Genomic DNA, 13,387 nt, shown 5'->3' with positions numbered 1-13,387 from the left:
AATTAATTCCAAAATGAAAAAAGGTTAAAAAAGAAATGAATTATAAAGAATTTATTCGGAAACATAAGAAAATAATAATGCGAGTAGCGATAGGGTTATTAGGGATTTTGCTGATAGTTGGCGTTTTTTTTTGGAATTAAAAGTTTAAACGATAATAAGGATGAAAGTTCTTCCACAAGTGTGAGCTCAAACGTAACACCAGAAACACCTAAAGAAGATAAAATACCTAAGGATATTTATGTTAAAACCATTAATAAGCAAAACGAAGACCCTGTAGTGGATTTATTTGATTCAAATCCGTTGAGTAACGAGATGCTTTTATTATTAAAATGTAATTTTATTACATTAGAAACTGATTGGGAAAAAGCCATTCAAAAAAAGCATGTTTCAATATCAGACGATTACTCCTCAGTTTTGCAAAACAATGAATTAAAACATGATATTTTAAAACCCACTTATGCTCTTGGATTGTTAAAAAACTTTCCCAAAGATGAAAGAGGAATTGAGCAAGAAATAAAAGGATATGATAAATTTCATTATGATGTTTCTTCAAATAAATGGACATTTAATTTAAAAGATAACTTAAAATTTGAAAATGATAAAAAAATCAATAATGAAACTGTAAAATATTCTTTTGATACAAATAAAAAAATTTTAGAATTTTTGCATTCAGATAAGGATGAAAAAGTATATCCAGATAATTTAAAAAAATTATTAGCAACAACATTTATTAAAGATGAACATGATGAATTAACTTTTAGTTTTTATTATGATAAACCGCAAAAATTATCTTATGTTGTTTCATTCTTAAATCTTTTAACATTATTTCCCAAAGAAGAATTTGAAAAAAGTTATGAAGGAAAATCAATAGATAAAGCGGAATATGGGGCAAAAGAATATCCTTTTATTTCTTATGGGCCTTATCAAGTATCCCAAGGATATGATCATGAAAAAGATTGGATATTTAAAAAAAATTCTAAATACTTTGAAAACGATAAATATCCTAATTCTTTTATTCATTATAAACTTATTGAAAATGATCAAGAAGGAGTTCAACTTTTTAATGATGGGAAATTAAATGAATTAATTATTAATGATAATAATTTATTAGAATATATATCTAATAAACAATATATTGCCAAAGATACTAGAGGTGTTGGTTATTTATATTTTAACAACTTTTTAGAAGAACAAGAAGATGATTTAGAAATTCAAAACATGAAAACAAAAACAAATTATTTTGTTCAAGACCCACGTTTTCGACAGGCTTTATTTTTTGCTATTGATAGACAAAAATTAAAACAAGAAAATTTATTTAAGTTTAATCCTACTTTTTCTTTTATTTCTAATATTACTTTAATAACAGATTATGAAAAGTTCAATAAGACAAATTTTCATGAAGAAAATTTAAGAAAATTCTTAAATATTCAAGAAAATAATGTTTCAGAAACTAATTTAATTCAAAATAGTTTTAATCCAAGAAAAGCATTAGAGTTGTTTAAATCTGTAGAAAATGATTTTTCGAAAACGCAACTTGGAAAAAAATATTTTTCACCATTAAAAATAATTTTTAGATCTGATGGGAGCGATTTTCAAGAAAAATTAATAACTTCTTTAAAATCTATGTTTGAAGAGTGCTTTTCTACATCGGAAATTGATATTGAAGTCGAAACAGAAGGAGATTTTAATTTAGTAATCTCTGAGAAAGGTCTTATAAACAGAGACAGAGCTCATACTATATTGGTTTATATAGCTGATTTGATAAAAAAAGCAAATGGACAAGATCGAACATATGAAATCCCATATTTAAATAAACAATTAAGCCAAAATGAATTATTAGAAGAATTAACAGCATTACAAAATAAGAGCGATAGCGACAATAAACAAGATGCATCAGAAGCAAAAACACAATTTTTTAATATTATAAAACAATTAGAAGAAGAAGTGTTTCAAAAATTCCCAATTATGCCTTTATATCAAATTAAAAAGCATAAATTCTACAAAGATCTAATTAATGATTTTACTGATTCTTTTTTGATTTGGAGGTTAAATGATAGATGTTAGTATACATCAAAAAAATAAAAAAGGTTTTTAATTTATTTAAAAAACCTTTTTTAATCAGTTTTATGTTTTTACTTTTTATTTTCCCTTTTGTCTATAATTTTTATCAAAATTATTATAATTTACCACAACAAGAGAAAAATTATCATCAACTCAAATCTGATATTCAAAAAAAAATTATTCAAAAAATTTACTATACTAAAAAATTTGATATCATAACTGGAGAATATTTATATGTTGAAGCAATTCAAAAAAATAATAATCAAAAGTATTTTTGTAAAATAGACAGCATTTTTTATGGTCTATTATGTGAATTAATAGATCAACAAAATAATAAAAATAATATTAGTGTAGTAAAAACAAACATAAATAAAAATTATATAAACATTTATATGTATTTGTTTCACATTTTAAGTAGTTTTGGTTCTATTATTTTTATATTTTATATTTTAAACAATATGAAAGAAACATCTGGCCGATTAAATAAGAATTCTCAAATATCTTCTTTTCAAAAATCTTTATTCACTTTCAAAGATATAGCTGGAAACGAAGAAGAAAAAGAAGAAATGCAAGAATTAATTGATTTTTTAAAAAATCCTAAAAAATACCAAGATATAGGGGCTTCTATTCCGAAAGGAGTTTTATTAGAAGGACCACCAGGAACTGGTAAAACTTTATTAGCGAAAGCGGTTGCTGGAGAAGCTGGAGTTCCTTTTTATTCAGTATCTGGTTCTGAGTTTGTAGAAAAATATGTTGGAGTTGGGGCTTCACGTATTAGAAATCTTTTTAAAGAGGCAAACATTAATGCTCCTTGCATTTTGTTTATTGATGAAATAGATGTTTTAGGCGGTAAAAGAGGTGGAGGGAATAGTGATGATCCTCGGGAAAAAGACCAAACTCTTAACCAATTATTAACCGAAATGGATGGTTTTACTACTTCTAAAGGAATTATTATTATTGGCGCTACTAATAGAGCTGATATGTTGGATCCTGCTTTATTAAGACCAGGAAGATTTGACCGTAAATTTACTGTTGGTTTGCCTGATGTAAAAGCGAGAAAAGCGATCTTAGAAGTGCACGCTAAAAATAAAAAACTAGATCCATCGGTTGATTTAGAACAAATCGCTAAACAAACTCCAGGCATGAGTGGGGCCCAATTGGACGCTGTTTTAAATGAAGCTTCTATTTTAACAGTTAGAAATGATAAAGAAACAATAACAAATGAAGAATTATATGAAGCTATTGATCGAGTTTTAATGGGGCCTGCTAAAAAATCTAAAAAATATGATGAAGAAGAAAGAAAAATGGTAGCTTATCATAAAGCGGGACACGCTGTTATTGGTTTAAAGTTAAAGCATGCTCCTAAAGTACATAAAGTAACTATTATCCCAAGAGGCAATGCTGGTGGTTATAATTTAATGTTGCCAGAAAAAGAGACCTTCTTTTCATCTAAGAAAAGAATGTTGGCAAATATTATTTCATTTTTAGGCGGAAGAGCTGCCGAAGAACTAATGTTTGATGATATTTCTAATGGGGCTTTTGGTGATTTTCAACAAGCTACTCAAATAGCTACTCAAATGGTGACAAAATTAGGAATGTCTGATTTAGGACCGATGCAGAATGAAAACAATTATTTGGTAAATAATCCTTTGGTTGATAATGAAGTGAAAAAAATAATTGATAAATCTATGATTGAAGCACGAAACATTATAAAAGAAAATTGTCTTTTATTGGATGCTATCGCTGATTCTTTATTGGCAAAAGAAACCATAACAGAAACTGATTTAAACAATATTATGACAAATTTAAATCCATCTGCTGAGAAAATATCTATTAATCAAATGCAAAAATAACTTTATAAAATTTAAACAAATATTCCATTTGCATTCAAAAAGAAAGACCTTTTTATTAGTTTTCTGTAAGATGATATATATTTCTACATCTTTATTGAATTTTTTATTATTTTCCCATTCGAGAACATTTCCTCAATAAAGTCCTATTTGTTGAGAAACAGAAACGTATTTTTTATGAACAAAAGATTGAGACATCTTTTCAAATCCCCAAGAAACATACTCGTTAAGTTTAGGTTCGATGAATTTAGAATAAAACAATTCTTCTTCTGTGGAAGAAATAGTAGTTATATTGGACTCAATAAAGGCGAAATAAAAACGAAAGAATTGGACTTTCATATAATAAAGAGTTTTTTTAGCATTTTTTCTTTCTCCAAAAGAAAAATCTTGGCCTACTATTCCCATCTTTTCCAATGTACTAATATAATTAGAGGTAGAACTAGAGGATTTGATATGGCTTTTTTTGCTAATATCGTTTAATTTAGTCGCTCCATAAGCGATACTTTGAAGAATGGCTATATATTTTTGCGGCTTTGGAATTTCATGTTTTAAAATAAAATCCATTTCAACTTCATTATTTAAAAACGGTTTTAATATGATATTGATGATATTTTTTTGAACGCTTAATTGGGGATTTATTTGATTAAGATAAAAAGGGATTCTGCCGAAAATACTATAAAAAATTATTTTATCTTCTAAACTTATTTGAGGATAAACAAACTAGCCTCCTCATAATCAAAAGGTTTTATTTTTAAAGAACAAGTTTTACGACTGTATAAAGGTTTTTGGAAAGATAATTCGTTTTCCATAACGCCGACATGACTACCTGAAACAATTAATTTAATAATAAAATCAGGTAAAATATGATCGATTATTATCTTACAAATCAGAAGAAAAACCGCCATTATCTTTTAATAAATAAGTAAATTCGTCTATCATTAAAATTATTTTTTGGTTTTTTGATCAACTAAATATTTAAACAATTGTTGATAACTATCAAAAGACAAAGGTTGTTTAAAAAACACCTATCGTTTGAGTTAATTCGCGTAAATTTATTTCAACTCTTTTTTCTTTAGCCATAAAATAAATAGCTTGCTTATTTTTTTCCATGATCTTCTGCAGAATAGCTGTTTTCCCGATTCTTCTACGACCATAAAGAAGGATAAATTCAAACTTATTAGAATCAATTTTTTATTGTAAATTGGTTAATTCTTTTTTCTACCATGAAATATAATAAATCCCTTTTTAAAAGCTTTATTGAAATAAACATTATATCATGTATCTTGGTTGTTTGTTGATATAATGATTTAGGATACATATCTTTTTAGTAAAAAAAACATTCTCAATTAACCTTTTTCGCTTAATTAATATATAAAAAAACTTTCAGATAAAAGAAAAATGACTTTTTACAATATAAATATTAAAAAAAACATATAATTTTCTTTATAATATTACTTGTAATAAATATAAATAAAAAAATATCTAAAAAGTTTTTTTATATGAAAAATTTAAATATAATAAACAATAAAACTTATTATATAATAATATTATTATTTATTATATTTAAGTTGTTGACAGATATGGTTTTTTGTTTTATAATTAATGAGATAGAGTATTTTTAAAGAAAGTAGGTTTGGAATAAAAATGTCAGTTAAAATTCGTTTACAACGTTTTGGTGCTCATAAAAAACCTTTTTATCGTGTAGTTGCTATAACTTCCAAAAATAAAAGAGATGGTAAATTTTTAGAGATTTTAGGAACTTATGAACCATTCAAAAATTTAATTAATTTAGATGTTGAGAAAATTGATAAATGGCGTTCAGTCGGCGGAGAACCTACAAAAACTGTTCACAATTTATTAAAAAAATACAAAAACAATAATAAACAAGCGTAAAATCAATATTTTTCCTAACCTAAAATATAATATTTTAGGTTAATTGTTGGTGTAAGTTGGTGAAAAGGCTTTTATAAAAATGAAATTTGATATTATTACTATTTTTCCTTTTTTTTTGATAGTTTTTTAAACAATTCTATTATTAAAAGGGCTCAAATTAACAAACAAATTGAGTTTGAAATTCACGATTTAAGAAAATATAGCAATAATAAACACAATCAAATAGATGATATTCCTTACGGTGGAGATGTAGGAATGTTGTTGAAATTTCCTCCTTTTTACGACGCTCTTCAACAGATAAAAACTTATTCTAAAAGTAGAGTAATTTTATTATCTCCTCAAGGTAATGTATTGACCCAACAAAAAGCTGTTGAATATGCCCAAAATTTTTCTCATTTAGTTATTTTATGTGGTAATTATGAAGGTGTAGATGCTAGAGTTTTAGATTATGTGGATGAAGAAATTTCCATTGGCGATTACGTCTTAACTGGCGGCGAAATAGCGGCTACAGTTTTTATAGACGTTATTGCAAGATTAGTTCCTGATGTCATTAAAAAGGAATCTTATTTAAACGACTCTCATCAAAATGGTTTATTGAAATATCCTCAATACACTAAACCGCAAACTTATCAAAACAAATCAGTTCCTGATATACTTTTATCAGGTCATCATGAAAACATTACTCAATGGCGTGAAAAAGAAAGTTTAAGAAACACTTTTTTAAAAAGACCGGATTTATTAGAAAAAACCACTTTAAACGAGAAACAACATCAATTATTAGAAGAAATTAAAAAAGAAACTAAAAATCAAAAAATCAATAAAAAAGATTGAGAAGATGATTATTTTCATAAAGGAAATTAGAAAATCATGAATTTAAAAGGACAAGAATTACTCAATTCAATTAACGAAAACAATTTAAAAAGTGTTCCTGATTTCAAACCAGGCGATACTGTAAAAGTTTACATTAAAATTGAAGAAGGTAACAAAAAAAGAATTCAAACATTTGAAGGATTAGTTATTAGACGTCAAGGTAGCAACATTTCTGAAAACATTACTGTAAGAAAAGTTTATTCTGGCGTAGGAGTAGAAAGAATTTTTCCAATTCATTCGCCTTTATATGAAAAAATAGAAGTAATTCGTCGCGGAATCGTAAGACGTTCTAAACTTTATTACATCAGAAAACTTTCAGCTAAAGCCGCTAGAATTAAAGAAAAAAATAATTTTTTTAATTTTAAGAAATAATTTAATAAAAAAGATTTTGAATCATGAAAAAACGAGATTATTTTAATCTCGTTTTTTAAATTATATAAGAAATTTATTTTTTTCAAAAAATCATTTAAAGGAGTTAATAATGCTGTTATTTCAAGAATTAAAATGGCGTAATTTAATAAAAGATTGTAGCGATGAAAAAAGATTAGAAGAGATGTTAAATAACGAATCTATTAATTTTTATTGCGGTTTCGATCCTACTGGGAATTCTTTAACTGTAGGTCATTTAGTGCAAATTACAACTATTTTATTATTACAACAAAAAGGTCATATTCCGTTTATTTTGATCGGGCAAGCGACTGGTTTAATCGGTGATCCTAAAGAAACTGAAGAAAGAAATTTACTTTCTAAAGAAACGATTTATCATAATGTAGAGCAAATTCAAAAACAACTAACTAACATTTTATCCCCTCATAAAGTGGAATTTTTTAATAATTATGATTGGATTTCTCAAATAGATCTTATTACCTTTTTTAGGACTTACGGAAAATTATTCAACGTTAATTATATGATCGCTAAAGACACAGTAGCCAAAAGGTTAAAAACAGGGATTTCTTATTCGGAATTTTCTTATATGATTTTACAAGCTTTAGATTTTCATCAATTATACAAAAATAAACAAATTAAACTACAAATGGGTGGTTCTGATCAATGGGGCAATATTACCAGCGGTTTAGAATTAATTCGTAAATTAGAAAAAACCCCCCTAGAGGAAAAACCAGTCGGTATGAGCATCCCTTTATTGTTAAATAGTCAAGGGGTTAAATTTGGCAAAAGTGAAAAAAATACTTTATGGTTAGACCAAAAATTAACGAGTCCTTATCAAATTTACCAATATTTCTTAAATACGGCTGATAATGATGTAGTTAATTATTTAAAAACTTTAACTTTGTTAAAACCAACTTTTATTATGGCATTAGAAGAAGAGGTTCAACAAAATCCACAACAAAGAAAAGCTCAAAAAGAATTAGCTAAAAGTATTGTTACTTTTTTATACGGAGAAGAGGCTTTTAAAGAATGTTTTCAAGTTAACGAGATTTTATTCTCTAAAAAACATGTTTTTCAAAAAGAAGATTTTGTGTTATTGCAAAAACACTTAGTAACTGTGCAAACTAATACTGATCTGCCTTTAGTGGACGTTTTGGCGCAAACCCAACTAACTGCTTCTAAAAACGAAGCTAAAAAAATCATTTCTTCAGGATCAGTGAAAATTTTTAAAAATCCTGTTAAACAAATAGATTATCTTTTAAGCTCTAAAGACGCTTTATATGATAAATACGTTTTATTAACTAAAAAAAATAAATTTAAAGCTTTAATCGTTTTTAATTAAAAAATAGTCTTTTAATTTATTGGAAAAGAAAGAGTTCTTTTGGTGATGTCTAAACAAGAATTGTATCGTCAATTAATCTTAAAACATTATAAAAATCCTGTTAATATAGGGTTAGAAAAAAATAATCCTCATTCCTACCTATCTCAACAGAAAAACTTTTCTTGTGGTGATGAAATAACTCTTCAAGTGACTTTGGAAAAGAATAAGATTGTTAATATTAGATACGAATTACAAGGTTGTTCTATTTTAGTAGCTTCCGCTTCGCTCATGTCTATTCATTTGAAAAATAACACTTTAGAAGAAAGTATCGAAAAAATAAATCATTTTCTTAATTTATTAGAAAATAAACCTTTTGATAAAAAAGTTTTAAAAGAAGAATTGCATATTTTAGAAAATGTGATCCATTTTCCTGGCAAATTTAAATGCGCCAGTATGCCTTGGACTTTATTGTTAAAAATGATTCAAGAAAGGCAAAATACTCTTCTCGCTACGAAGTAATTTGATTGATTAAAAATATATCTAAGAAAGAAAATAACCATGATTTTATCTAAAAAAAATCCTAAATTTAAAAAATTAAAAAAATTAGCTTTAAAAAAATATCGCGATTTATACCAAGAATTTTTAGTTTTTGGAGAGCATTTAGTTGAAGAAGCTTTAAAAAGCGGGGTTGTTTTAGAACTTTATACTAATAATACCGACCAACACGAAGGTATTCTGATGGAAGATTACTTAATGAGAGAATTAAATAAAAATAAAGTTTTATATTCTCAAGTAGCAGTTTGTCAAATGAAAAAAAACGTTTTACAAAGTGATAAAATTTTAGTCTTAGATGATGTTCAAGACCCTGGTAATACTGGTACATTATTAAGAAGCGCTAGCGCTTTCGGTTTTAAACATGTTTTTTTCAGCGATAAAAGTGTTGACTTTTATAATGAAAAAGTGATCGCCGCTACCCAAGGAGCTTTTTTTAATTTATTTTTAGAAAGAGGCGATACCGTCTCTTTTTTAAACAATTTAAAAACAGATAACACTTATATTTTCAGTTCTTCTGTTAATGAAAAAACTATTGATTTAAAAGAATTAAACCAAGAATTTTTACAAAATAAAAAAAGAGCTTTAGTGGTAGGGAATGAAGGGTCTGGTATTTCTCAAGAAGTCAAAGGTCTTTCGTCTTATTTTATTAATATCGACACTTCTTCGGTAGAAAGTTTAAATGTTAATGTTGCTGGTAGTATTTTAATGTATTTATTAAAATAAAACTTCTATTACTTCTTTATACTAAAAATAATCTTTATCTGATAAAAATTTTATCAATATAAAAAGAACCCTTAAAAGGGTTCTTTTTTGTTTTATGTTTGTATTATATGTTTCAATTGTTCTGATTAACTATTTGTTCTAATTGTTCTTTGACGATAGTTTCTTGTTCTAACAATGTGTTAGCTATTTTATCTAATAAATCTTTATTTTCTTTAATTATTTTTCTTGTTTCTTCCATACATTCATCGATGATTTTTTTAATTTCTTTTTCTACTATTTCGTTACGCATAAAAGAATTATTATCATTCTGCATCGGTCCTAAATCAGACATCCCTAATTTAGTTACCATTTGGGTCGCTATTTGAGTGGCAGATTTAAAATCTCCATAAGCTCCGTTAGAAATATCATCAAACATTAATTCTTCGGCCGCTCTGCCGCCTAAATAAGAGATAATATTAGCTAACATTCTTTTTTTAGAAGAAAAGAAAGTTTCTTTTTCTGGCAACATTAAATTATAACCACCAGCATTGCCTCTTGGGATAATAGTTACTTTATGTACTTTAGGAGCATGTTTTAACTTTAAACCAATAACAGCGTGCCCCGCTTCATGATAAGCTACCATTTTTCTTTCTTCTTCATCGTATTTTCTTGATTTTTTCGCTGGACCCATTAAAACACGATCAATAGCTTCATATAATTCTTCATTTGTTATTGTTTCTTTATCATTTCTAACTGTTAAAATAGAAGCTTCATTTAAAACAGCAGCTAATTGGGCCCCACTCATAGAAGGTGTTTGTTTAGCGATTTGTTCTAAATCAACTGATGGATCTAGTTTTTTATTTTTAGCGTGCACTTCTAAAATCGCTTTTCTCGCTTTCGCATTCGGCAATCCTACTTTAAAAATACGATCAAATCGTCCGGGACGAAGTAAAGCTGGATCTAATATATCAGCTCTATTAGTGGCGCCGATAATTAAAATCCCTGAAGAAGTATTAAAACCATCTATTTCTGTCAGTAATTGGTTTAAAGTTTGTTCATGTTTATTTTCAGATTGACCACGTTTTTTACCTAAAGCATCTATTTCATCAATAAATAAAACACAAGTAGTTAAATGTCTTAATTGTTGAAATAATTCCCTAATTTTTTTAGATCCTAACCCAACTAAAATACCATCAAATTGAGAACCAGATACTGAATAAAAAGGAACATTTGCTTCTCCAGCAACCGCTTTCGCTAATAAAGTTTTACCAGTTCCTGGCGGTCCTTCTAATAAAACTCCTTTCGGAATAGAAGCCCCTATATCTTGGTATTTTTTAGGATTTTTTAAAAAATCAATTAATTCTTGCATTTCTTCTTTTTCTTCTTCGTTGCCAGCCACATCTTTAAAAGTAAATTGAGATTTTTGTTTAGAGGAAGAATGAGGTGTAGAATTTATTTCATTCGAACTGTATAATATGATACTATTCATAATATAATAACTAAATATAATAGGATAAATTTTCATTATAATACGCAAAAATAATTTATTCGCATCGAATATATTATATACACATTTATAAAAAAGATTTTTATTTCTATTTAAAATTACTGTATTATTAAAATAATATTCCATAATGCTAAAAAAAGATAACCAAATTAATAAAATCATAAATATATTATTTTTTTTAAAATATTTTTTATATTTTCCATTTCTAACTATATTAAGCATACATAAGTCCTATTCTTGATTATTTTTTTCTTGTAATATAAAAAAGTCAAATTGTTGACTTTGCGGTTTATCAATGTTTTTTTTATATATTATATGTTCTAATTGCTGTGCATCGCTATAATGAAATACATATTCTTCTTTGTTTGTTATATTGCCAAGAGAAACTTTTACTTTATCTAAATAATTATTTTTATAAGATATATCGAAAATTTTTGGTGTTTTTGAATTTTTAATAATTCGTGTTAATCTATTTTCTGAATCATACTTTATATCATATGTTAATTCTAGCGACAAGTCGCCTCCTCTATTATTATTTTGAAAATATTCTATTTTAATGATTTGGTTTTTTTCATTATAAAGTGGAAAAATAATTTTTTCTTTCTGCGATTTTTTATTAAGTTGCTCCATTTTTTCAATTTTTGTTTTATTATTATCTATAACAGCATAATTTATTTTTATAGTTTTGTGTTTTATTAATTCTTGTTGTCCCCTTTCTCTTTTCCAGTCCTCAATTTTTTGGAATTGGTTAGAAATAGTATCCTTTTTGTATTTAAATACTTGTTTTGCTTGGTTGCGATCTAAATTATCGTATATATATTTGTTATCATTATTTTTTTCTATTAACCAAACAAAAAAAGAATAATATTCGCTAGAAAAACATATTCCTATATTATTCATATAATCTATTTTTTGTTTATCATGTTCTGTTAATTTTTCTAATTTAGAGCGATCAATTTTGTTTGAAACACTGCTAAAACGTTTAATTCCGAAAAAAACGCCAACTATCAGCAAAATCCCTAATAACCCTATCGCTACTAACATTATTATTTTCTTATGTTTCCGAATAAATTCTTTATAATTCATTTCTTTTTTTAACCTTTCTTCATTTTGGAATTAATTTTTAATAATTTAGAAAATTAAATTATTAAAAATTATTATACACAAAAAAAAAAAACAAGTCCCGACGAAAAAGAACTTGTTTTAGGTGTGAAAAATAATCTTTATTTTGTTTTTCAAAATCTTTAGACAAAGACAAAAATTAAGATATTTATTCGGAATGAGACATCTTGTTTTGAAGATAAAATTTTTTAATATTCGTTAAAATAGAAACAGTAAAGATCAGAGAAGATATAATTAAAATCATTTTTAAGTAAAAACTCAATAAATTAAAAGTTTTTGCTTCTTTAAAATAAAAATCTTTAATTTTATGATTATGAATTTTATTCAACATTTGCGCATGTAAAGTTGGTTTTATTTCGTTTTCAAATAAATGGCTTATTTTATCTTCTGTTAAAACTTGATAATGCAGTCCATCCAACAAACTGTTTTCAGTTATAACTACAATATTTTTTATTTGATGTTTTTCGATTTTATCGAATAATTCAACAGTGGATAAAGGTTTGACAACTTCTGATCTTTTGATATTACGGTAGTGGTAAAAACAAAGAGAAAAAGACCATAAAAGGAGGACAATAAACATTATTGCTGTTTTGATATTGCAACAATTTTTCCATTGTTGAGGTTTAAAGGATAATTTTTGTTTTTTATTAATCCATAAATAAACCAAAAAACCTATTTCCATCAAAGTAAACAGAAAAATCAACAAAACCATCATTTCTTTTTCTTGGTAAAAATCAACATTTATTTTAGATGTTGAATCGTTATTTAAATTTTTTAACTCTTGATTGGAAAGAAGAGAAGTTATCGTTTTTTTGTGGATAGAAGGGTTATTTTGTAATTCATGAGTTAATCGGTCGAATAAAGTTCGGTTAGAAGTAATAATCGCTTTGGCGTCGAAAAAACATTTAGTTAAAATTTCTTTCTTAATTTCTTCTTTATCTTTGGCAGAAACTAAGTCATAACTTAATATCGCCAATATTTCATCCACCTTATCATGAGCTTCTTCTAAATCTTCTTGAGTTTTATCGATCCAATCATCATCCATATTTTCGCCGGCTTTACATGCTAAAAGATCAGTTAGTTCTTTGAGCAATGATTAATTGTTGTTACTCTTTTTCC

The 13,387-nt window shown here is 26.2% G+C and carries 12 protein-coding genes and 1 pseudogene; 8 read left to right on the top strand and 5 right to left on the bottom strand.

The window, feature by feature from the left end; all coding sequences use genetic code 11:
- Nucleotides 1–117 precede the first annotated feature (117 nt).
- Both CPX_RS00785 and ftsH read left to right on the top strand, forming a co-directional pair.
- On the top strand, nt 118–2,064 hold the full coding sequence (locus tag CPX_RS00785) for an ABC transporter substrate-binding protein (protein ID WP_053521357.1): 1,947 nt from the start codon (nt 118–120) through the stop codon (nt 2,062–2,064).
- Nucleotides 2,058–3,914, top strand: coding sequence for an ATP-dependent zinc metalloprotease FtsH (ftsH, locus tag CPX_RS00780; protein ID WP_053521356.1), 1,857 nt, complete (start codon nt 2,058–2,060; stop codon nt 3,912–3,914). Before CPX_RS00785 ends, ftsH begins: the two co-directional genes overlap by 7 nt.
- Nucleotides 3,915–4,046: 132 nt before the next feature.
- On the opposite strand, the gene CPX_RS00775 is transcribed toward ftsH, so the two are convergent.
- On the bottom strand, nt 4,047–4,475 hold the full coding sequence (locus CPX_RS00775; RefSeq protein WP_053521355.1) for a DUF234 domain-containing protein: 429 nt from the start codon (nt 4,473–4,475) through the stop codon (nt 4,047–4,049).
- A gap of 137 nt (nt 4,476–4,612) precedes the next feature.
- Nucleotides 4,613–4,816, bottom strand: coding sequence for a hypothetical protein (locus CPX_RS00770; protein WP_053521354.1), 204 nt, complete (start codon nt 4,814–4,816; stop codon nt 4,613–4,615).
- 739 nt (nt 4,817–5,555) lie between these two features.
- Between CPX_RS00770 and rpsP the strand changes: the two genes are divergently transcribed.
- The 6 genes and pseudogenes from rpsP to CPX_RS00740 all read left to right on the top strand — a co-directional run bounded on the left by rpsP (nt 5,556) and on the right by CPX_RS00740 (nt 9,660).
- Nucleotides 5,556–5,804, top strand: a complete 249-nt coding sequence (gene rpsP, locus CPX_RS00765) for a 30S ribosomal protein S16 (protein WP_017191874.1) — start codon at nt 5,556–5,558, stop codon at nt 5,802–5,804.
- A gap of 79 nt (nt 5,805–5,883) precedes the next feature.
- Nucleotides 5,884–6,635: pseudogene (trmD, locus tag CPX_RS00760) on the top strand (tRNA (guanosine(37)-N1)-methyltransferase TrmD).
- Nucleotides 6,636–6,668: 33 nt separating this feature from the next.
- Nucleotides 6,669–7,046: a 50S ribosomal protein L19 gene (rplS, locus tag CPX_RS00755; protein WP_420885267.1), complete on the top strand. Its 378-nt coding sequence runs from the start codon at nt 6,669–6,671 to the stop codon at nt 7,044–7,046.
- 109 nt (nt 7,047–7,155) lie between these two features.
- A complete protein-coding gene (tyrS, locus tag CPX_RS00750; RefSeq protein WP_053521352.1) occupies nt 7,156–8,403 on the top strand; it encodes a tyrosine--tRNA ligase in 1,248 nt (415 codons plus the stop codon).
- A gap of 45 nt (nt 8,404–8,448) precedes the next feature.
- Entirely contained in the window at nt 8,449–8,901 is a 453-nt protein-coding gene (gene sufU / locus CPX_RS00745) for a Fe-S cluster assembly sulfur transfer protein SufU (protein ID WP_053521351.1), read from the top strand.
- A gap of 39 nt (nt 8,902–8,940) precedes the next feature.
- The gene (locus CPX_RS00740; protein ID WP_053521350.1) at nt 8,941–9,660 is read left to right on the top strand and encodes an RNA methyltransferase; all 720 of its coding nucleotides are present in this window, start codon (nt 8,941–8,943) and stop codon (nt 9,658–9,660) included.
- Between the two features lie 112 nt (nt 9,661–9,772).
- Here CPX_RS00740 and CPX_RS00735 read toward each other — a convergent pair whose 3' ends face one another.
- The 3 genes from CPX_RS00735 to CPX_RS00725 form a co-directional block, all read right to left on the bottom strand.
- Nucleotides 9,773–11,164 (bottom strand): ATP-dependent metallopeptidase FtsH/Yme1/Tma family protein, encoded by a 1,392-nt coding sequence (locus CPX_RS00735; RefSeq protein ID WP_053521376.1) that lies wholly within the window; start codon nt 11,162–11,164, stop codon nt 9,773–9,775.
- A gap of 213 nt (nt 11,165–11,377) precedes the next feature.
- Nucleotides 11,378–12,232 (bottom strand): hypothetical protein, encoded by an 855-nt coding sequence (locus tag CPX_RS00730; protein WP_053521349.1) that lies wholly within the window; start codon nt 12,230–12,232, stop codon nt 11,378–11,380.
- Nucleotides 12,233–12,416: 184 nt separating this feature from the next.
- Nucleotides 12,417–13,361: a hypothetical protein gene (locus CPX_RS00725; protein WP_053521348.1), complete on the bottom strand. Its 945-nt coding sequence runs from the start codon at nt 13,359–13,361 to the stop codon at nt 12,417–12,419.
- Between the last annotated feature and the right edge of the window lie 26 nt (nt 13,362–13,387).

Origin of the sequence: Candidatus Phytoplasma pruni (genome assembly GCF_001277135.1) — a bacterium.
Classification (GTDB): domain Bacteria; phylum Bacillota_I; class Bacilli_A; order Acholeplasmatales; family Acholeplasmataceae; genus Phytoplasma; species Phytoplasma pruni.
The sequence above is the reverse complement of the archived record's forward strand: the minus strand, read 5'-3'. Positions and strand labels throughout refer to the sequence as shown.

What these genes read in the sequence shown, in the direction of transcription:
- CPX_RS00740 (WP_053521350.1), top strand. Translation starts at nt 8,941, where the DNA reads ATGATTTTATCTAAAAAAAATCCTAAATTTAAAAAATTAAAAAAATTA.
- CPX_RS00770 (WP_053521354.1), bottom strand. Translation starts at nt 4,816, where the DNA reads ATGGCGGTTTTTCTTCTGATTTGTAAGATAATAATCGATCATATTTTA.
- CPX_RS00735 (WP_053521376.1), bottom strand. Translation starts at nt 11,164, where the DNA reads ATGAAAATTTATCCTATTATATTTAGTTATTATATTATGAATAGTATC.
- sufU (WP_053521351.1), top strand. Translation starts at nt 8,449, where the DNA reads ATGTCTAAACAAGAATTGTATCGTCAATTAATCTTAAAACATTATAAA.
- CPX_RS00730 (WP_053521349.1), bottom strand. Translation starts at nt 12,232, where the DNA reads ATGAATTATAAAGAATTTATTCGGAAACATAAGAAAATAATAATGTTA.
- rpsP (WP_017191874.1), top strand. Translation starts at nt 5,556, where the DNA reads ATGTCAGTTAAAATTCGTTTACAACGTTTTGGTGCTCATAAAAAACCT.
- ftsH (WP_053521356.1), top strand. Translation starts at nt 2,058, where the DNA reads ATGTTAGTATACATCAAAAAAATAAAAAAGGTTTTTAATTTATTTAAA.
- CPX_RS00775 (WP_053521355.1), bottom strand. Translation starts at nt 4,475, where the DNA reads ATGGATTTTATTTTAAAACATGAAATTCCAAAGCCGCAAAAATATATA.
- tyrS (WP_053521352.1), top strand. Translation starts at nt 7,156, where the DNA reads ATGCTGTTATTTCAAGAATTAAAATGGCGTAATTTAATAAAAGATTGT.